At 73.4% G+C, this 19,675-nt stretch carries 18 protein-coding genes and 1 pseudogene; 11 read left to right on the top strand and 8 right to left on the bottom strand.

Features of this window, described 5'->3' with window-relative positions; genetic code table 11:
• Positions 1 to 164: 164 nt before the first annotated feature.
• A pseudogene (locus tag ACFC8N_RS11550) lies at positions 165 to 1,983 on the top strand (glycoside hydrolase family 15 protein).
• Between the two features lie 98 nt (positions 1,984 to 2,081).
• On the top strand, positions 2,082 to 5,108 hold the full coding sequence (locus tag ACFC8N_RS11545; RefSeq protein ID WP_376287984.1) for a BTAD domain-containing putative transcriptional regulator: 3,027 nt from the start codon (positions 2,082 to 2,084) through the stop codon (positions 5,106 to 5,108).
• Positions 5,109 to 5,216: 108 nt separating this feature from the next.
• On the opposite strand, the gene ACFC8N_RS11540 is transcribed toward ACFC8N_RS11545, so the two are convergent.
• From ACFC8N_RS11540 to ACFC8N_RS11520, 5 genes are all read right to left on the bottom strand, one after another.
• Positions 5,217 to 6,029 (bottom strand): cutinase family protein, encoded by an 813-nt coding sequence (locus ACFC8N_RS11540; protein WP_376287983.1) that lies wholly within the window; start codon positions 6,027 to 6,029, stop codon positions 5,217 to 5,219.
• A gap of 115 nt (positions 6,030 to 6,144) precedes the next feature.
• Positions 6,145 to 7,281: an MFS transporter gene (locus ACFC8N_RS11535; protein ID WP_356026203.1), complete on the bottom strand. Its 1,137-nt coding sequence runs from the start codon at positions 7,279 to 7,281 to the stop codon at positions 6,145 to 6,147.
• A gap of 38 nt (positions 7,282 to 7,319) precedes the next feature.
• Positions 7,320 to 7,892 carry a Chromate resistance protein ChrB gene (locus ACFC8N_RS11530; protein WP_376287982.1) on the bottom strand — a complete coding sequence of 191 codons (573 nt, stop codon included), beginning with the start codon at positions 7,890 to 7,892 and terminating at the stop codon, positions 7,320 to 7,322.
• Positions 7,893 to 8,025: 133 nt separating this feature from the next.
• Positions 8,026 to 8,946, bottom strand: a complete 921-nt coding sequence (locus ACFC8N_RS11525; protein WP_376287981.1) for an undecaprenyl-diphosphate phosphatase — start codon at positions 8,944 to 8,946, stop codon at positions 8,026 to 8,028.
• A gap of 366 nt (positions 8,947 to 9,312) precedes the next feature.
• The gene (locus ACFC8N_RS11520) at positions 9,313 to 9,516 is read right to left on the bottom strand and encodes a PAS domain-containing protein (RefSeq protein ID WP_376287980.1); all 204 of its coding nucleotides are present in this window, start codon (positions 9,514 to 9,516) and stop codon (positions 9,313 to 9,315) included.
• Between the two features lie 267 nt (positions 9,517 to 9,783).
• Between ACFC8N_RS11520 and ACFC8N_RS11515 the strand changes: the two genes are divergently transcribed.
• The 7 genes from ACFC8N_RS11515 to ACFC8N_RS11485 all read left to right on the top strand — a co-directional run bounded on the left by ACFC8N_RS11515 (position 9,784) and on the right by ACFC8N_RS11485 (position 14,418).
• The gene (locus ACFC8N_RS11515) at positions 9,784 to 10,080 is read left to right on the top strand and encodes an SHOCT domain-containing protein (RefSeq protein ID WP_376287979.1); all 297 of its coding nucleotides are present in this window, start codon (positions 9,784 to 9,786) and stop codon (positions 10,078 to 10,080) included.
• On the top strand, positions 10,077 to 10,688 hold the full coding sequence (locus ACFC8N_RS11510) for a sulfocyanin-like copper-binding protein (protein ID WP_376287978.1): 612 nt from the start codon (positions 10,077 to 10,079) through the stop codon (positions 10,686 to 10,688). The genes ACFC8N_RS11515 and ACFC8N_RS11510 overlap by 4 nt, the downstream gene beginning before the upstream one ends.
• Positions 10,689 to 10,855: 167 nt before the next feature.
• Positions 10,856 to 11,254, top strand: a complete 399-nt coding sequence (locus ACFC8N_RS11505) for a BlaI/MecI/CopY family transcriptional regulator (protein WP_356026146.1) — start codon at positions 10,856 to 10,858, stop codon at positions 11,252 to 11,254.
• A gap of 503 nt (positions 11,255 to 11,757) precedes the next feature.
• The gene (locus ACFC8N_RS11500; RefSeq protein WP_376287977.1) at positions 11,758 to 12,009 is read left to right on the top strand and encodes a hypothetical protein; all 252 of its coding nucleotides are present in this window, start codon (positions 11,758 to 11,760) and stop codon (positions 12,007 to 12,009) included.
• Positions 12,010 to 12,231: 222 nt separating this feature from the next.
• Positions 12,232 to 12,366, top strand: a complete 135-nt coding sequence (locus ACFC8N_RS11495) for a hypothetical protein (protein WP_376287976.1) — start codon at positions 12,232 to 12,234, stop codon at positions 12,364 to 12,366.
• Positions 12,367 to 12,397: 31 nt separating this feature from the next.
• Positions 12,398 to 13,348: a M56 family metallopeptidase gene (locus tag ACFC8N_RS11490; RefSeq protein WP_376287975.1), complete on the top strand. Its 951-nt coding sequence runs from the start codon at positions 12,398 to 12,400 to the stop codon at positions 13,346 to 13,348.
• A gap of 146 nt (positions 13,349 to 13,494) precedes the next feature.
• Positions 13,495 to 14,418: an amidohydrolase family protein gene (locus ACFC8N_RS11485; RefSeq protein WP_356026135.1), complete on the top strand. Its 924-nt coding sequence runs from the start codon at positions 13,495 to 13,497 to the stop codon at positions 14,416 to 14,418.
• A 33-nt stretch (positions 14,419 to 14,451) separates the two neighbouring features.
• Here the strand turns inward: ACFC8N_RS11485 and ACFC8N_RS11480 are convergent, their stop codons facing one another.
• A complete protein-coding gene (locus ACFC8N_RS11480) occupies positions 14,452 to 15,261 on the bottom strand; it encodes a TrmB family transcriptional regulator (RefSeq protein WP_376287974.1) in 810 nt (269 codons plus the stop codon).
• A 274-nt stretch (positions 15,262 to 15,535) separates the two neighbouring features.
• Here ACFC8N_RS11480 and ACFC8N_RS11475 point away from each other — a divergent pair, with 274 nt between their 5' ends.
• Positions 15,536 to 16,795, top strand: coding sequence for a S53 family peptidase (locus ACFC8N_RS11475; protein ID WP_356026131.1), 1,260 nt, complete (start codon positions 15,536 to 15,538; stop codon positions 16,793 to 16,795).
• Positions 16,796 to 16,981: 186 nt separating this feature from the next.
• Here the strand turns inward: ACFC8N_RS11475 and ACFC8N_RS11470 are convergent, their stop codons facing one another.
• Positions 16,982 to 18,064, bottom strand: a complete 1,083-nt coding sequence (locus ACFC8N_RS11470; protein WP_376287973.1) for a sugar ABC transporter substrate-binding protein — start codon at positions 18,062 to 18,064, stop codon at positions 16,982 to 16,984.
• Positions 18,065 to 18,206: 142 nt separating this feature from the next.
• Positions 18,207 to 18,896: a peroxiredoxin-like family protein gene (locus tag ACFC8N_RS11465; RefSeq protein ID WP_376287972.1), complete on the bottom strand. Its 690-nt coding sequence runs from the start codon at positions 18,894 to 18,896 to the stop codon at positions 18,207 to 18,209.
• Positions 18,897 to 19,028: 132 nt separating this feature from the next.
• Between ACFC8N_RS11465 and ACFC8N_RS11460 the strand changes: the two genes are divergently transcribed.
• Positions 19,029 to 19,625 carry a TetR/AcrR family transcriptional regulator gene (locus ACFC8N_RS11460; protein ID WP_376287971.1) on the top strand — a complete coding sequence of 199 codons (597 nt, stop codon included), beginning with the start codon at positions 19,029 to 19,031 and terminating at the stop codon, positions 19,623 to 19,625.
• The last annotated feature ends 50 nt before the right edge of the window (positions 19,626 to 19,675 follow it).

Here is a 19,675-nt window from a genome sequence, read left to right as displayed (position 1 = left end):
ACGCGGTCCTCGGCCCTCCGGCCGTGTTCCGCACCGTGCGGCGCTCGCGCGCCCCGTCCCGCATGCCGTGGCGGGTTCGTCCCACAGGGCGGACAGTGGAATCGGGAGCCTCAGGGCATCAAAGGGGGCAGGGGCGTCAGGGGCGTCAGGAAATCGGGGTGATCATGGACCGTTACCCGCCCATCGCCGATCACGGCCTCGTCGGTGACCTCCAGACCGCCGCCCTGGTGTCGTCCCAGGGGGTCGTCGACTGGTTCACGGCTCCCCGGTTCGACTCGCCCAGCGTCTTCGCCTCCCTGCTCGACCACGACCGCGGCGGCTCCTTCCTGTTCGCCCCGGAGAGCCGGAACACCACCTGCAAGCAGCTCTACTACCCCGACACCGCGGTCCTGGTGACACGGTTCATGTCGCCCGACGGAGTCGGCGAGGTCTTCGACTGCATGCCGCCGGACCGCACCGGAACCCCCACCGACCGGCATGTTCTGATACGCGGCGTGCGGGCGGTCCGCGGCACGGTGCGCTTCACTCTGGAGTGCCGTCCGCGCTTCGACTACGGCAGGGCCGCCCACCGCCTCGACCTGCGGGACGGTACCGCCACCTTCCGGGCACCCGGCGCCGCCGCCTGGTTGCAGAGCACCTTCCCCCTGCGACAGGACGGCACGGACGTGCGGGGCGAGGTGACCCTGCGGACGGACGAGGTGGCCGCGGCGGTGTTCACCGTCGGCGGGCCCGGTGGCGATCCCCCGCCGCCGGTCACCGCGGAGCGGGCGATGGAGCGGTTCTGGGAGGTGGTGGACTTCTGGCAGGACTGGGTGCGCTCCTCCCGGTACCACGGCCGGTGGCCGGGGGTGGTGCACCGCTCGGCCATCACGCTCAAGCTGCTCACCTACGCGCCCACCGGTGCGCCCGTCGCCGCCGCGACCATGGGGCTGCCCGAGCAGATCGGGGGTGAACGCAACTGGGACTACCGCTACACCTGGGTCCGCGACGGCTCCCTGTCCGTGCGTGCCCTGCTCGACCTGGGGTTCGCCGAGGAGGCGGCGCGGTTCACGCGCTGGCTGGGGGACCGCCTCCAGGCCCGGGAGGGCGCCGGCGGCGAGCCGTTGCAGATCATGTACCGCGTCGACGGCGACCCCGAGGTGCCGGAAGAGGTGCTCTCGCACTTCGAGGGCTACCGGGGCTCGTATCCGGTACGGCTGGGGAACGCGGCGGCCGGCCAGTTGCAGCTGGACATCTACGGGGAGGCGCTCTACGCCCTGTCGGAGGGGAGCGAGGTGACGGCGGGAGGCAGCTACCACGGCTGGAAGAACGTCGCGCGCACGCTGGACTGGCTCGCCGACTCCTGGGACCGCCCCGACGAGGGCATCTGGGAGACGCGCGGCGGGCGCCGGGACTTCACCTTCAGCCGGGTGATGGCGTGGGTGGCCTTCGACCGGGGGCTGCGTCTGGCGTGGGAGCACAGCCGTCCGGCGGACGCTCCCCGGTGGACCGCGGCGCGCGACGCGATCCTCGAACAGGTGATGGAGCGGGGCTGGAACGAGCAGGAGCAGGCCCTCGTCCAGCACTACGGCAGCGACGTCCTCGACGCCTCGCTGCTGCTCATTCCGCGCGTCGGGTTCCTGGCGCCGAGGACGGTGAGCTGGCTGTCGACCCTGGACGCGATGGAGCGCACGCTGGTGTCGGAACAGCCTCGTCTACCGCTACGACCCAGCGGCCTCGCCGGACGGACTGCGGGGCTCCGAAGGCACCTTCAGCCTCTGCACCTTCCTCTACGTGGACGCCCTCGCCCGCGCCGGCCGGATCCGTCCGGCGCGCTACGCGTTCGAGAAGATGCAGACCTACGCCAACCACGTCGGCCTGTTCGCCGAGGAGATCGGCCCCAGCGGCGAGCAGTTGGGCAACTTCCCGCAGGCTTTCACGCATCTGTCGCTGATCATGGCCGCCACCACCCTGGACGACGCCCTCGACCAGCAGCGCGCCTGAGAACCTTGCGCAGGGGTGGTGTGGTGCCGTCGTACGCGAGAGGGGCAGGTCTTGTGGGGGCCGCCGTGGGGTGGGCCGGGGCTGGATAGGCTCCCCGCGTGCCGATTCCGCGCGAGTTGTCCACGAACGCAAATCAGCAACTTCGATTCGCTCTGCTCGGGCCGCTCCAGGCCTGGCGTGGCGAGGCGGGTCTGGAGCTCGGGCCGGTTCGTGAACAGGCCCTGCTCGTGGCCCTGTTGCTGCGACCGGGCAGGACGGTCGGCCGGCGGCAGCTGCTCGACGGGGTGTGGGGTGCGGAGCCCCCCGGCACGGGCGACCGGGTGATCCCGGTCTATGTGCACCGGTTACGGCGGCGCCTGGACGCTCCTGGAGAGGGCTCGGCGACCTCCGTGATCGACACCGTTCGCGGCGGCTACCGCTTCGCCCCGGGGACCGCGGGTGTGGACGAGGCGCGGTGGGCGGAGCTCGCCGCCGAGGGGCGTGCGGCGCGGGACTCGGGGGACCTGGACGCCGCGGCGGACACGTGGTCCCGGGCGCTGGCCCTGTTCCGCGGCGAGCCCCTGGCCGGGATTCCCGGGCCCTTCGCGGAAGGGGAGCGGCTGCGGCTGGCGGAGCAGCGGCTCCTGCTGACGCAGGACAAGGTGGACTGCCGGCTCCGGTCGGGACGGCACGCCGAGGCCGTGGGAGAACTGTTCTCCCTGACGACGGCCCACCCCCACAACGAGGCGCTGGCCGCCCTGCTCATGCGCGCCCTGCACGCCGCCAACCGGCAGGCCGACGCGCTGGACGTCTACGCCGCGGTACGCCGCCGGCTGGTGGACGAGCAGGGGGTGGAGCCCGGCGCCGAACTGCGCCGGGTGCACGAGGCGGTCCTCCGCGGCGACGACGCGTTCCTGCTCGGCGACACCGCCGACAACGCCGTACGGCAGGGGCGGGCGGCGCGGCACCCGACGCGACGGCCGACCGGGCCCCGGCGTCCCGAACCCGCTGCCGCCACCCGCCGGATACGCCATGAACTGCCCGTCGAGACAGGCAGCTTCACGGGCCGGGACCGGGAGCAGCGGCTGCTCGTCGCGCCCGCCGACGCGCGGGCGGTCACCGTCCGGGCGGTCGACGGCATGGCCGGGGTCGGGAAGACCGCCCTGGTGGTGCGCGCGGCGCGGGCGCTGCGGGACCGGTACCCCGACGGCTGCCTGTTCATCGAGCTGCACGGGCATCGCGCGGACCGTGAGACGGCGGGGCGGCAGCGCGTACTGCGCCGGCTGCTGCGGGCGGTGGGGGCCGGCGAGGGGGAGGACTCCGAGGACCTGGACGAGCTGGCCGCGTCCTGGCGGGCGGCGACCGCCTCCCTCCGGCTGCTCCTCGTGCTCGACGACGCCTCGCGCGCCGAGCAGGTGCGCCCGCTGATCCCCGCCGGTGCCGGCAGCATGGTGATCGTGACCAGCCGCCGGCGCCTGACCGGGCTGGACGCGGACCGCAGGGTCTCGCTGTCCCCGCTCGGCATCGACGAGGCCGCGAGGCTGCTGACCCGTATCGTCGGCGGCGGCGAGGACGCCGACGGGCCGGGCGAGGACCGATCCGTCCGGGAACTGGCCGTGCTGTGCGGCCGGCTTCCGCTGGCGTTGCGGATCGTCGGGGCGCGCGTCCAGGACCGCCCGTCGTGGGCGGTGGCAGCCCTGGTGGCGCGGCTGACCGACGACGAGTACCGGCTCGACGAGCTGGCGGTGGAGGACCGCAGCGTCGAGGCCGCGTTCCGGATCTCCTACGACCGGCTGCCGGCCGCCGAGCAGCGCGCCTTCCGCGCCCTGGGCCTGTCGCCCACCGTACGGCTGGACCGGCTGACGCTGGCGGCCCTGCTCGGCTGCCCGCCCCCCGACGCGGCACGCGCCCTGGAGAGCCTGGCCGACGCGAGTCTGGTGCAGCGGGTGACCGCCGACCGCTACCGGCTGCACGATCTGGTGGCGGTCTATGCCCGGCGCGTCGCCGCCGCGTCGCCCGACGAGGTCGCGACGGCCCAGGAGGGTGTGTTCCGGCTGTACGTGGTCGCCGCCCGCTGTGCCGGTGACTGGGGCACCACGTCCTTCCCGACCGGCCCGCGGGGCATCGGCCCCTTCGCGGACTGGGAGGAGGCCGCGGCCTGGCTGGACGAGGCGGGCGGTGAACTGGTCGACGTGATCGGCCGGGCGGCGGCCGCGGGCCGGCTGGACGAGGCCTGCTGGATCGCCGAGGGCCTGGTCGACTACCTCACCCGGCAGGGCCGGTTCCACGAGTGCCGCACCGCGCTGGAGACACTGCTGCCGCTGGTCGGCCGGGCCGGCGACCGGCGGATGGACTCCGCGCTGCGCACCGGCCTGGGCATCCTGTTCGGGCTCCAGGGCCGTTACGGGCAGGCCCGCACCTGGTTCACGGAGGCGCTGGACATCAGCCGCCGGGCCGGTGACCGGCATGAGCAGGCCAAGGCCGCGGCCGGTCTGGGCACCTTCGCCAACCTGGAGGGGCGGATCGCCGAGTCCATGGCCCATTTCGCCGAAGTCCTGGGTCTCGTAGGAGAGTTGACGCACGACGACTGGCTCATGGGCTCGGTCATGACGCGCGCCGGCGATGTGCACCACCAACTCGGCGAGTACGACAAGGCGTACGACCGCTACCTGGAGGCGATCGCCCTTGCCGAGCGGGCGGGCAGTCCCCGGCTCCTCGGCAAGACGCTGCTCCGCCTCGGTGGTCTCCAGCTCGACCTCGGGCGGCCGGCCGAGGCCGTGGGCACGCTCGGCAAGGCCGAGGACCTGGCGAGGCGTCTCGGGGACGTTCCCCTGCACTCCGCCGTCCTCGGCCGGCTGTCCGCGGCGGAGGCCGACCTGGGCAACCTGCGGGCGGCGGCCGAACTCCGCCGCCGGTCACAGGAGTTGCTGGACGAGCAGACCGGCAGCGCGCCGGAGATCGCGATACGCCATCGGCTGATCCGGCCGGGCGCCGTGGCGGAGGACCTGACCGGGGCGCGCGACTTCTTCGAGCGGGGCACCGCCCTGCCCGCCACCGACGCCAACCGTGCGCGCATCTCCCGGGTGCTGGACGACCTCGGCCGCCGCCGACGCGCACACCGGCGGCCGGACGCGGACGAGCCGTAGCGGCCCGGGTGGGTACGAGCGGGGCCGGGCCCGGCCGGGACGTGCCGGCCGGGCCCTTCTTCCCCCGTGTCCTCCCCTGCCCCCGTTGCCCCCGTTCGCTCAGGGGTCCTACACGGGGTCTCCGTTCTCGTTCAGCCACTGGACGCCGTCTTGGCCGTCCTGGGTGAGGTTCTTGGGGATGACGAAGTCCGGGTACTTCCAGTGCAGGTTGACGTAGCCGGGGGCGTTCGTGAGGGACCTCAGGTCGCAGACCGGGTCGCCGACGATGCAGTACCGCCTGACCGGGATGCCGTTGAACTCCACCGGGCCGGCGCCGGGGGCGGTGGCCACCCCGGGGATGCCCAGCCCCTTGGGCAGGTGCGCCCCGAAGCCGGTGTCGGGCTGCATCGGGTCGGCGTAGAGCATGCCGTCGACCTGGGAGAGCGGGATGCCGGTGCTGCCGCTCGCGATCGTCTGGAGCACCCGGTCCGCGGCCTGTGCGCCCTGGGAGTAGCCGGTGATCGTGATGCGGGCGCCGGGGTGCGCCCGGTGGGTGTCCTGCGCCGCCTGCAGCCCCCGCTGGTAGCCGAGTTCGACGCTGGCGTCGTAGGTCGGTGCGGTGAGGGCCTCGGGGTTGACCTTCAGGGGGAGCTCGACGAGCCCGCCGGTGGGGCCGATGACGGGGCCGGCGGTGGCCGGGTAGCACACCTCGATCGCAGAGGAGCCGAGGCCGAGACGGTTGTTCGCGGTGGTGTAGGAGCGCGTGGTGGTGGGGCAGCCGTCCTTGTTGTCCGTGGGGCCGGTGCCGCCGATCTCGATGTAGTAGTGCCCCGCGTCGGCCGCGTGGGCGGCGGCGGGAAACGCGACGGCGGCACCGGCGGTCAGCGTCGCGGCGACGGCCGCGGTGCGCACGGCCCGTGCCAGCCTGCTCGTTTTCGACATGGCGTGATCTCCCCCTGGGATGGTGGTCGTGCCGGGCGACGAACGCACCAGACGCTAGGCACCGGTGTTCACATCGCGTTGACATACCGATGACTGCGCAGGTGGCAGGGCGCGCTCAGCCGCCGGCGGCGCGGCGTCGTACGAGGGCGAGCAGCGAGCCGAGAGCCAGCAGGACGCCGAGGGTCGCGTAGCCGTGGGTGAGGGTGGTGAGCGAGGCGACCGTGGCGACGAGCAACGGGCCGCCCGCGTCGCCGAGTTCGCGGCCGAGTTCGGCGGCGCCCATGGTCTGCCCGAGCCGTTCGGCGGGGGTGCTCGCGGCGAGGGCGGCGAAGCCGAGCGGGGTGATCAGGCCGGTCCCGGTCCCGGTCAGGGCGGCGCCGAGGAGGATGCCGGCCAGGCCCGGCAGCATGGCGCAGCCCATTCCGGCGGCGGCGAGCAGCAGCCCGGCCGTGATGCCGGACCGGGTCGTGAGCCGCCCGTCGTCCAGGGCCCGGCCGGCCCGTGGCTGGACCACGGCCGAGCAGGCGGCCAGCACGGACACCGCGGCGCCGGTGGCCACGGTGCCGAGCCCGGCCGCACGCCCGGACACCGGCAGGAAGCCGACCCCGACCGACAGGGCGGCCGTGGCCGCCGCGAGTGCGGACGTCGGGGCGAGGAAGGCCGGGTCGGCCAGACGTCGGGCGAGGTCGAGGACCGTCTGCCGGGCCTTGGGCAGCGGGGGTACGACGGGCACGGCGAGCGCGGCCCACCCGGCGACCGCCGCACCGAGCACCGCGAGTACGGCGAACAGCAGCCGCAGGCCGCCCGCCCACACCAGGACGCCGCCGAGCAGCGGGCCGAGGGTGTAGCCGATGGATTTGCAGAAGCCGTAACTGCCGAACGCCCGGCCGTGCCTGGCGGCCGGGTTGAGGCGGGCGACCAGGGCGGAGGCGGACGGGGAGAAGGCGGAGGCCGCGGCGCCCTGGCCGAGCCGGGCGGCCCACAGCCAGCCGGGGCGGTCGGCGACGACGTACAGGGCGGACGCGGCGGCGAAGGCGACGAGTCCGCCGAGCAGCACGGGCCGGGCGCCGATGCGGTCGGCGAGGGTGCCGAACAGCGGCTTGAGCAGCACCTCGGCACCGTCGTACAGGGCGAGCAGGCCGCCGAGCACGAGCAGCGAGGTGACCGCGCCCCGGCCGTGCCCGCCGAGGTTGGCCGCGATGCCGTGCGCGCCGAAGGCGGTGGTGAACCCGGCGGCGTACAGCGGCCACATCTGCCGGGCCGGAGCCGTCCGCGCCGTCGGCGTCGTGCTCACTGTTCCGCTTCCGTCCGCGGGGCCTGGTGCAGGGCGGCGAAGACGCGCTCGGCGTAGTCCTCGCAGACGGCCACGCACCGCCCCAGCCGCTCGCCGGCCTCGGCCGCCTCGGGAGTCCCGAACACGTCGCGTGCCGTCAGGTCCCGGTGCCGGCGCCGAAGCCGCTCCAGCGACCGCTCCTCCTCCTCCAGTTCGGCCAGCGTGAACGTGGCGACGCGGATCCCCTCGGCGATCTCCGCCTCGAACGTGCCGCAGTCGGCGAGGAACTCCGCCCAGTCCGCCGAGCGGGCGGCGTCGAACATCTCCTGGAGGAGGGTGGCGTCCTGGGCGCCGCGCCCGGAGGCGGCCAACGTCACGACCTGGCCCGCGGCCTGCTCGGTGAGTACGACCGCCCGCGCGATGCCGTCGGCGAAGACCGGCACGTCCGGCACGGCCCAGATCCCCTGGCCGAGCGAGAGCGCCCCGATCCTGCGCAGCTCCCGCCAGACGCCGACGCGGTGCCGCGACGGCTGGGCGGGGAGTCTGATCAGGAGGACGAGCCAGCGGCTCACCGTTTCGACGTTCGACACACCGCCGAATGTAGCAGCGGTTACATCCGGTGGTGTGCGGATGAGTGATGCGGCCGTCATCCGCCGGTCCGGGCGGAGGTGCGTTCAGCGGCCCGGCCGGCGCCGGGCAGGAAGAAGCCGGAGCAGGCCCGCCTCAGGCCAGCGTGAAGTACGCGAGGCTGCCCAGGCCGGCCAGTGTGCAGTAGACGGCGAACGGGATGAGGGTGCGGTGCTCGAAGTAGCGGACCAGGAAGCGCGTGGCGAGGTAGGCCGCGACGAACGCGGCCACGCTGCCGGCCAGCAGGGGGCCGCGCAGGCCGTTGCCCTGCGCCCCGAGCAGCGGCGGGAGCTTGAGCAGCGCGGCGCCGCCGATGACGGGGGTGGCGAGGAGGAACGCGAAGCGGGCGGAGTCCTCGTGGTCCATGCCCTTGAAGATGCCCGCGCTGATGGTGGAGCCGGAGCGGCTGATGCCGGGCAGCAGGGCGAGGATCTGGGCGGCGCCGATCGTCACGGCCTGCCGGATCGTCAGCCGGGTGATCCGCAGGTCCGACTGCTCGTCCGCCGACAGGTGCTCCTCGCCGGGGGCGACGGTGGCCCCGGCCCGCCGGTGGCCGGTCCCGCCGCGCCGCAGCTGCTCGGTGACGAAGAGGACGATGCCGTTGAGCGCCAGGAAGATCGCGGTGGGGACGGGCTTGCCGAGCGTCGTGCGGAAGACCTTGTCGAGCGCGATGCCGGCGATGCCCACCGGGATGCAGGCCGTGATGATCAGCCAGGCGAGCTTCTGCTCCACGGTCTCGATGCGGCGCTGGGTGACCGACGTGAACAGACCGCGGACGATCCGCACCCAGTCCCGCCAGAAGTAGACGACCAGCGCGAGCGCGGTGGCCAGGTGGAGGCCGACCAGCTCGTTGAGGTAGAGGGATCCGTCGGCGGAGACGTCCAGGTCGTGCTTCCAGTGCCCGCCGAGCAGCGCGGGTATCAGGATGCTGTGCCCCAGGCTGGAGACGGGGAACAGCTCGGTGACGCCTTGCAGCAGGCCGACGCCGACGGCTTCGGGATAGGTCAGGACGGACATGGAGGGCCTTCGACTCGGAATGCGGGAAAGTGAGGCTTCGGGCGACGCTCGCGGCGGCTCCGACCCGTCCGGAAACTACTACATCTTGTAAAACTTGATGGCCGGGGTGAGGGGGTGTTCATCTCGGCGTCCCGCAAGGTTCACCTTCCCCGGCCGGGCACGCGTCGACGGCGGTGACCTTCTCGCACCGCCCGACCGGGAGGGGCGCGCACCCGGGCGTCGGCGCTCTCCTGACCGCGCCGCGGAAGTTCCGGTCGGCCGGTCTCCTCGATGAGTACGACCATGCCCCGGACGACGCCGGAGACATCGCAGACGTCGTCGTCGGTCAGGGGCGATGCCGACCAGGAGACCGGGACCAGCCGTCCGTCACCACGCAGGCACCCGTCGTCGTCCACACGCCGTACGCCCCAGCAGCTGCTCCGCGGCCGGGTTGGCCGCGACGATCCGCCCGGCCGGGTCGATCGCGGCGACGGCCGTACCCAGCTGCTCGACGACCCGCTGCCACAGATCCGGCTTCGCCGCCGACGGCAGCCGTTCGTGCTCTCCGCCGGGCTTCGAGCCGTCCGTCACGCCGCCGCCCTTCCCGCACGGACCACACCGCCGCCGGGCCCGGGCCCCGGTCATGAAGGCGCCGGTGCCCCGACGGTCCCCCTGCGGGTACCCGCCCGCACGGCCGGCACGACGGCGCATGCGCGACACCGCTGTCCGTGGCAGTGTGATCCGTACCGGGCGTTGGGTCCTTCGGCCCCATGCCCGGGAACTGTGGCCCGGATCGGCCGAGGTCTCGCTGATCCATCCTGGTGGCGCTGGGTCGGTCGGCCGAGGGAAGTGATCGGCATGATGTGGTACGACGGCGGCTGGGGCTGGGGCTGGGGCGGCTGGATCGTCATGACGGTGTTCATGGTGCTGTTCTGGGCCGTCGTGCTCGTCGGGCTCCTCGCACTCGTGCGCCACCTCGCCGGTTCCCGTCATCATCAGCAGCCGGGTCAGCAGCCGGGCTCGCCTCCACCGCCCGGCGAGGGCGGGTGGCAGGAGCGGCGGGCCGAGAACCTGCTCGCCGAGCGGTTCGCACGCGGGGAGATCGACGAGGACGAGTACAAACGCCGGCTCGCGGTGCTTCGGGAGCACCGATGACTCCGTGTCGCCGCCGAGAGGTGTGGACGGCGCTCGCCATCGCCGCCGCGGCCTTGGTCCTGGGCATCGCCACGACGGGCCTGATGGCCGCGTCCGGCGCCTTCCACAGGACGGGGCCGGCCTCCTGGAGAGCGCAGGGCACACGCTGTACGGCACCGGCCGCGAAAGGCAGTGCGGTCGACGTGACCGTATGGGACACGGGACGCATGATGCGGGGCCCGGACGGGCCCGCGCCGAACAACGGCCACCCCGGTTGGTACGGCATGGGCATGATGCGCCTGGCGGCCCGCCCCATGACCGTTCCGGCGGGCAGGGTGACCGTGCGGGTGGTCAATGCGGGAGCCCTCACGCACGAGGTGATCGTGTTGCCGCTGCCGGCGGGCCGGGCTGCCGGAGAACGTGCCATCGGCTCCGACGGCCGGGTGTCGGAGGCGGGCAGTCTCGGCGAGGCGTCCCGCACCTGTGGCGCGGGTGCCGGAGAGGGCATCGCCTCGGGTGCGGCGGCCTGGACCACGGTGACGCTGCGACCGGGCCGCTATGAGCTGCTGTGCAATGTCCCGGGCCACTACGCGGCCGGGATGTACGCGGAACTGGACGTCACCCGCTGAGGGTTCGGCCGCCGTCTCCACCGGGCGCGGGCTTGCCGCTGTACCGGGGAGGGGCACCTGTACCGGGGAGGGGCACCGCGTCTGCCCTTCACTGTTTTTCTACGTCTCGTAGTAGCTTGAACGGGGCGAAGACGCGGCTTGCTGGAGCAGGCAGAGGGAGGTGCTGGATGACCGGCGGTGCTGACGGCCGGAAGGAGTCCCGGCGCCGTGCGCGGGGAGAGCTGGAGGGACAGGTGCTTGCGGCCCTGTGGGCGGCCGGCGGGCCGGCGACGGCTGTCGTGGTGCACGAGAACCTGGGCGACGACGGCACGGCCCACACCACCGTCCTCACCATCCTGACGCGGCTGTGCGACAAGGGGCTGGTGACCCGGCGGCGCGAGGGGCGCAGTTACGTGTACACACCCGTGGACGACCGGCCGGGGATGGCCGCCGCCGGAATGCACTCGCTGCTCGACGACGGTGGAGACCGCGCCGTGGTACTGGCCCGGTTCGTGTCGGATCTGTCGGCGGAGGACGAGCGTCTGCTGGAGCAGTTGCTGCACGGTGACGGCCCCCTGCGGGGGTGAGGCGTGTTCTGGCCCGTGCCGATGCATCTGCCGCTGCTGGTGAGCGCGGCGCCGGCGCTGGTGGCGTCCTGGGCGGGGCGCCGGATGCCGCCCGGGGCAGGGACGTGGGCGACGGCGTGCGCGGCCGAGACGGCGATCCTGCGTTCACCGCGATAGGGCAGGTGCCGCTGGTGGCGGCGCAGGGGCCGTGGTCGGTGAGCGTGCTCGCGGCGGAGGACCCGGTGAACCGGAAGGTCGCCGCGGTGTGCGCCGGGGTGGTGCCGGCCATGGTGGCCGGTGTGACGGTGGCGTCCTGGCGGCGGGGACGAGCGCTGGTCGACGCCTGGCGGGAGTGCCGGGACAGCGCGGGGGGGGCGGGGAGCTCGCGGTGGTCGACGATCCCGTCCCTGCGGCCTTCGCCGTGCTCGGCGTGCCGGGGCGCGTGGTGGTCTCCTCCGGGATGCTGCGGCTCCTGGACGCGCGCGTCTGACGGCCACGATCGATCCGTTGCTGCGACCGATCCCTTGCTGCGACCGCTGGAGCGGTCGGCGGACGAGGAGGCGGGGGCCGAGGTGGCGGACCGGCGCCTGGTGGCGCGGGCCATCGCACGGGCGGCAGGACTCGAACTGCACCGCTCCGCTCCCGGCCCGGTGACCGCCATCGCCGCCACGCCCGGACGGCGGCGGCTGAGCCTGGCCGTCGCAGGTGCGGCGGCCACGGTGTCGCCGGGCATCGCCGTCCCGCTCGCCTGCACCGAAGCCCCCGCGCACCTGTAGTGCGGTGAGGGCCGGGCCGAGGGCGCCGTCGGGGTGAGCAACGGGCCGCCCGCGTCGCCGAGTTCGCGGCGGGGCGGCGGCGCGCCGCTTCCGGCTTCGGCGCGTCCGGGGATGTAGCAGGCGTTACACCCGCCGTGCGGGCGCATGGCACACTCGGACGACGGCGGCACGGACGCGGCCGTGGAAGTGGAAGCGGAAGCCGAACGGGAGGACGGTGGATCCATGAGTGCCCCTGCACGCGGACGCGGCCCCCGGCGGTCCGACCCGGTGCGCGAGGCCCTTGCCTGCGTACCGTCCGTCCCCCGCGCCGAGTCGCCGCGCCGGCTGCTCGGCCCCGACCAGCACCCCGACCGGTAGGACCGGCGGGAACCGGAAGAGGCCGCCCGGAATGCGCGTCGCCGTCTATGTGCCGCTGCTGCTCTCGCTCGTCGCCCCGCTCGGCGCACGCCCGCTGGCCGAACGCTGCGAGCCCCGCCTCGCCACCTGGCTGCTCACGGCCTCGGCCCTCGTGCTCGGCGCGGCGAGCACGATCTCCCTGGGCCTGCTGGCCGTGACCGGTCTGATCCGCGTCCCGCGCCTCGCGGCCCTGGGCCACTGGTCGGCCGCCACCGCCCGGCACGACGACCCCGCCGCGCTGTCCGTCGCGCTGCTCGCCGGACTGCTGCTGGGCGTCGCCGTGCTCATGGCCGCCCGGATGCTGTGGCGCCGGACCCGGTCACTGGCCTCCGCCGCGTGGGACGCCGCCTGCATGCCCGCGCGCGAAGGTCTGGTCGTCCTCACCGACGACGCCCCGGACGCCTTCGCCCTGCCCGGACTGCCCGGCCGGGTCGTCGTCTCCACCGGCATGCTGCGCACCCTGGACGAGACCGAACACGGCATCCTGCTCGCCCACGAACGCGCCCATCTGACCGCCCACCACTACGCGTTCGTCGCCCTCGCCCAGTTCGGCGCCGCCGCCAACCCGGTCCTGCGCCCCCTCGCGACGGCCGTCACCTACACGATCGAGCGCTGGGCCGACGAGAGCGCGGCCGCCCAGGCGGGCGACCGCAGGCGGGTCGCCCGTACGGTCGGCAAGGCGGCACTCGCCGCCCTCCGCACCCCGGCCCCCGCCCGCGCCGCCGGTACAACCCTCGGCATCCTCGGCATCCTCGGCCGCCGCGGCCCGCTCGCCTCCGCGGGCCCGGTCCCCCGCCGCGTCGCCGCCCTCCTGGCCCCGCCACTGGGACGCCACCCGGCTCTCACCGCCGCCACCGCGGCCGTCCTCACCGCCACGGCCCTCACCACCGCCGAAGCCGCCCACGACCTCCACCTCCTGCTCCGCACAGTCGGCGCCTGGTAAGGACCCATAAGCCGGAGGCCGGCCACGGCTCCGACCCAGCAGCCCGGCCCAGCCCGAACCAGCCCGGACCGATCCGGCCGACCGATCCCGCCCCGCCGCCCGAAAGGGGTGGACCCGCGCCGTCGCCGCGGCCGATCGTGAGCGGTATGGACGATCACCGCGACGCACCCGCCACGCCCGCTGACGCCACCGAAGCCACCGAAGCCGCCGAAGTCCGCCGTTTCTGGGCCGGGCTCGGCCTTCCCGGGCTGGTCGACGTGCACACGCACTTCATGCCCGAGCGTGTCCTGCACAAGGTCTGGGACTACTTCGACACGAACGGACCGCTGATCGGCGGGCTGGAGTGGCCCATCACCTACCGGACGCAGGAGGCCGAACGCGCCGGTCTGCTGCGGGAGTTCGGCCTCCGGGCCTTCACCGCGATGCTCTACCCGCACAAGCCCGGCATGGCCCGGTGGCTGAACGACTGGGCGGCCGGCTTCGCCCGCCGCACCCCCGGCTGTCTGCACACCGCGACCCTCTACCCCGAGCCGGGTGTCGGGACGTACGTCCGCGAGGCCGTCGAGGCGGGCGCGCGCGTGTTCAAGGCACATGTGCAGGTAGGCGGTTACGACCCCGCCGACGAGCTGCTCCGGCCGGTCTGGGGGCTGCTGGCCGAGGCGCGGATCCCCGTGGTCGTCCACTGCGGCTCCGGACCCGCGCCCGGCAAACACACCGGTCCCGAGCCGATCGCCCGGGTGCTGGCGCGGCATCCGGGACTGCGGCTGGTCGTCGCGCATCTGGGGATGCCCGAGTACGAGGAGTTCCTCGGCCTCGCCGAGCGGTACGACCAGGTGCGGCTGGACACGACGATGGCGTTCACCGACTTCACCGAGGCATTCCTGCCGTTCCCCCGCCGCGCCCTGCCCCGGCTCGCCGCACTCGGCGACCGCGTCCTGCTCGGCACCGACTTCCCCAACCTCCCCTACCCCTACGTCCACCAGCTCCACGCCCTGGAACGCCTGGACCTGGGGCAGCACTGGCTGCGGGCCGTGTGCCACGACAACGCGGCACGGCTCTTCGGGCTCTGAGTCCCCCCTCCCTGAACAGCGGGGATTCCCGGCTCAGCCGGGGACGTCGCCGGGGATGGCGTCCTTCCACACCGTGTCGAAGGCCAGGCGCAGACAGGTCGCGAGGGCGGGGTGCTCGATGAAGAGGGTGGTGGTGGAGCCGGCGGCCACCGGGTCGGGCATGTCGCACAGGACGAGGGAGGCGTCGGCGATGACGAGCTTCAGCGGCAGGTCGGGGGCGAAGCGGGCTTCCTCGCCGGCGGCGGCGAAGCGCCGTACGTGCTCCATGGTCTCGGGGTCGTCCCGGGCCTCGTCGAGGTAGAGGGCGCGCACGGTGCCGCCCGCCCGGTGGAGCCGGCGCACCACCGCGATGCCCTCCGTGTTCTCGGCGGGGGCCACGAACGGCGGTTTGCAGAAGGTGAGCAGCTCGTGCCGGGCCTGCCGCTGGATGTCGGCGAAGCGCTCGGCGATCGCCTTCGGGTCGCGCAGGATCTCGATGTAGTCCAGCGGGTCGGTGTGCTCCCGGCCCTGGGACCACAGCGGTTGCAGGACACCGGCCAGCCCCTGCGAGACCCGCTCCAGCCGGTCGACGGACTCCCGCTGCACGGCCATCAGCCGGGCGACCGCCAGTTCGGGCGTGACGGCGGAGTACGTGGCGACGCGGCCGGGATGGGCGGTGACCAACTGGCGTCGTACGAGCCCGTCCAGCACGTCGTACACGCGCTGGCGCGGCACGTCGGCCTCGCGGGCCGCCTCGGCGGCCGTGTAGGAACCACGCCTGATGAGCGCCAGGTAGACCCGCGCCTCGTACCGGGCGAGGCCCAGCGACATCAGGTCGTTGACCGTTGCATCTTCCAGCTCCATGGCTGCACAAGGTACCCGCCGCAGCCGAGGAGTTGAGGGCAAGGTTTTACCAATCGCCCCTGTTCTCTTCGGCAAATGTTCCATAACCTCGTCAACAGCCACCACTGACCGGGGTGGCACGACCGACAGCATGCCCGGAAGCGGGCTCCTCCACGGCACACCCCCAACGGAAAGCGCTTGTCATGCACTCGTCACCTCGCTGAGGCGGGTGCCACCGCAGCGCTTCCGCCCCGCCGTCGCGGAGCCCATCCATCCCCCCACGGAGGGCAGTTCATTGCATTCGCATCGCAGAAGGAATCCGATACGCCGCGGCATACCCGCCCTGCTGTCCGCAGCGGCCCTGATCACCGGCGGTTTCGTCGCCTCGCAGTCGGCGGCCTTCGCGACCACGACCACCTCTTCTTCCACGGCCTCCTCCGCCGCCACCACGGTGCACACCCACCGGCTCTGCTCGCAGCCGAGCAAGCCCGGCTACATGGCCTGTCAGGCGGAGGTCCGCACCGACCTGAAGACCCAGAAGTCCCTCGGCCGCCACGACACCCCCAAGGGCTTCGGCCCGGCCGACCTCCAGGCCGCCTACAACCTGCCCAAGGACGGCGGCAAGGGCGCGACCGTCGCGATCGTCGACGCCAACGACGACCCGAACGCCGAGAAGGACCTGGCGGCCTACCGCTCGCAGTACGGCCTGCCGGAGTGCAGCACCGGCAACGGCTGCTTCAAGAAGATCGACCAGGACGGCGGCTCCAACTACCCGACGGCCGACGCGGGTTGGGCGGGCGAGATCTCCCTCGACGTCGACATGGTCAGCGCCGCCTGCCCGCAGTGCCACATCCTGCTCGTCGAGGCCAAGTCCGCCAACATGGACGACCTCGGCGCGGCCGTGAACCAGGCCGTCAAGCAGGGCGCCAAGTACGTCTCCAACAGCTACGGCGGCGGCGAGGACACCAGCGACACCAAGGCGGACGACCAGTACTTCAAGCACCCCGGTGTCGCCATCACCGTCAGCTCCGGCGACAGCGGCTACGGCGTCGAGTACCCGGCCGCCTCCCCGTACGTGACCGCCGTCGGCGGCACCTCGCTCAAGAAGGACAGCAGCACCCGCGGCTGGTCCGAGTCGGTGTGGGGCACCTCCGCCGGCGGTGACGGGGCGGGCTCGGGCTGCTCGCAGTACGAGGCCAAGCCGTCCTGGCAGAAGGACACCGACTGCGCCAAGCGCAGCGTCGCCGACGTCGCCGCGGTCGCCGACCCGGCCACCGGCCTCGCCGTCTACGACACCTACCAGGCGAGCGGCTGGAACGTGTACGGCGGCACCAGCGCCTCCGCGCCGTTCATCGCCGGCGTCTACGCCCTCGCGGGCGCCCCGGGCTCCGGTGACACCCCGGCGTCCTACCCCTACGCCCACCCGGACAAGCTGAACGACGTCACCAGCGGCGCCAACGGGTCCTGCTCGAACTACCTGTGCAAGGCGGGCACGGGCTACGACGGTCCGACCGGCCTCGGCACCCCGAACGGCGTCTCGGCCTTCACCAAGTGACACCCGAGAGCTGAGCATCGGCGAGAAGGGCCCGGCACGCCATGTGCCGGGCCCTTCCCCTGTGTCCGGCACTCGGTGAACGAACCCGCGTCCCGCGTGAGCGCGGGCCCGCCCGATGCCCGTGCCGGCTGAGCGGCACCACATCGAGCGAGCAGGCCGGAATCTCCCTGTCCCAGGGAGAGCAGGTCAATTCAGCCCGATCGCGGCGCAGTCCGCCGCGTACGCCGGGGTGCAGATGTCCTTGACCGTGTAGACACCGTCCGCGATCACGGTCTCCTTGACGGTGTCCCGGGTGAGGGCGACGACCGGCACGAGCCGCGCGGGGATGTTCTTCTCCGTCGGGCTGTCGACCGTGTCCCGGGTCAGCGCGTCGAACTGGATGTCCTTGCCCTGGACCTTGTCCACCGCCAGCTGCGCGGCGTCGGTGGCCTCGTCCAGGAACGACTTGTACACGGTCATGTACTGCTCGCCCGAGACGACCCGCTGCACCGCGTCCAGGTTCGCGTCCTGCCCGGTCACCGGCGGCACCTGCGTCGCGCCCGCCGCCTTCAGCGCGTCGATGACCGCGCCCGCCATGCCGTCGTTCGCCGAGTAGACGGCGGCGATGTTCGCCAGCCCCACCGACCGGATCGTCTTCCTCATGTTCGCCCCGGCCACCGCGGGCGACCACTTGTCGGTGTCGTACTGCCGGACGATGTCGACCTGGCCCTGGAGTTCGCCGAGCGCGCCCTTCTTGAGCAGGGCCGTGTTCGGGTCGGCCGGGTCGCCGTTCATCACGACGACCTTGCTGCTCGCCGCCTTCGGTCCGAGCGCCTTGACGATCGCGCGGGCCTGGACCTGGCCGACGAGTTCGTTGTCGTGGGAGACGTACGCGTCGACCGGCCCCTGGGCGAGCCGGTCGTACGCGATGACCGGTATCCCCGCGTCCTTGGCCTTCTGCACGTCCGGCGCGACGGCCCTGGCGTCCAGGGCGTCCACCAGGATGACGTCGACCTTGCGGGCCACCATCTGCCGGAACTGCCGGCTCTGCGTGGCCGTGCTGGCCTCGGCGTTGGCGTAGACGACCTTGCCCTTGCCGTTCGTGAGGGCGGCGACCTCCTTCGCGATGATGGGGTGGTCGAACTTCTCGAAGCGTGCCGTGTCCTTGTCGGGCAGGAGCAGCCCCACCGTGATGCCGTCGCCCTTCGCCGAGGGCGTGGAGCTGTCGCTCCCGCCGCCGCCGAGGGCGCCGCACGCGGTGAGGGCGAGGGCCGAGGCGGAGGCGGTCACGGCAACTGCGAGACGGCGCGGGGGAGTTCCGTGGGGGGTCGGAGCGTTCACTGCAGGTGCCTTCCGGAATCAGGGAGCATCTGGGAACCCAGGTGGCGGAAGCAAACGCGGAAACGGCCCGGAACGTCAAGACGTCAGGACATCACGATAGTTGAGCCGCGTCGCCGCTGACGCCGCCGGCGAGGGCGTCGAGGGCGGTGAGGATGTCGGCGGGCTCGGCACGCCTGGTGTAGTCGGTGTCCACGAACGCCCAGCGGACGACGCCGTCGCGGTCGATGACGTACGTGGCGGGCAGCGGCAGGGTCCGGGCGTGGCCGCCGTTGACCTGCTGGAGGTCGAAGCCGAACGCGTCGTAGACGGCGGCCAGTTCGTCGGTCAGGTCGAAGGCGAGGCCGTAGCGCGCGGCGGTGTCCGAGCCGAGGTCGCTGAGCACGTCGAAGGCCAGCTCGTGCTTCTCGGTCAGGGTGAGGGACTCGTCGGGGATCTGCGGGGAGACGGCCACGAGGCGGGCGCCGCGCGCGGCGATGGCGTCGTGGTACCGCTGGAGGGCGCGCAGGGCGAGGTTGCAGTAAGGGCACCAGGCGCCTCGGTAGAAGGTCAGCACGACCGGGCCCGCGGCCAGCAGCTCGTCCAGGGCGACGGCCCGGCCGGTCGCGGAGGGCAGGGTGAAGCGGGGTGCGTCGGCGCCCGCGGACAGGGCGCGGTCGGCCTGCCCGGACGCGGCGAGCTCCTGGGCCGCGCGCCGCATGACCTCCCGGTGCTCGGCCGGGACCTCGGGGTAGCGGGACTCGAAGGAGGTGCGCAGGGCGCTCAGTTCGGCGTCGAGACTCATGGTGGGTGCCTTTCGTCCGGTGCCCGTCACGGAAGATCTCGGAAGATCTCGGAACGGCCGTTCCAAGTTCGCTTCAGCCTAGCGGGCGACGGGCGTATCTTGGAACCCTCGTTTCAGGATGATGAGGGAACCATGCCGGACATCAAGCACTTCGACCCGGACACGGCCCTGGACACGGTGGTACGGCTGTTCTGGCGCCAGGGCGTCGCCTCGACCGGGATCCAGGACGTCGTGTCCGCGACCGGCCTCAACCGCTCCAGCCTGTACGCGACCTTCGGCGGCAAGCAGGACCTCTACCTCGCCGCGCTGCGGCGCTACGTCGAGACCCACTCCGCGCCGGCGTTCCGGGGCCTCGCCGAGGACGGGCGGGGGCTGCCGGCCGTCGCCGCGTTCTTCGCCGGACTGATCGAGGTGCGCTGCTCGGGGCCGTACGCCCGGTGGGGCTGCATGGCCGTGAACGCGCACGCCGGCGCCGAGAACGGCGACGCGGAGGTCCGCCGCGTCCTCGAAGACCACCACCGCCGGCTGCGGGACGCCCTGCTCGCCGCCCTGCGCACCGCCCGGACCCTGGGACAGCTGTCCGCGACGACCGATCTCGACACCGCCGCCGAGCTGCTGGCCGTGCTCGCCTACGGGGTCAACCTGCGCTCCCGCACCGGCGCCGACCCCGCCGACCTGCGCCGGACGGTGTCCGCGGCACTGGCGCCCCTCGGCGGTGAGCCCGCCTGAGGGCCTGAAGCGCGAGGTCGCGAGCCGCTTACACCCGTGCCCTCGGCGGG

The organism is Streptomyces sp. NPDC055966, from assembly GCF_042269865.1.
Taxonomy (GTDB): Bacteria; Actinomycetota; Actinomycetes; order Streptomycetales; family Streptomycetaceae; genus Streptomyces.
This window is presented reverse-complemented; position numbering and strand designations above follow the sequence as displayed.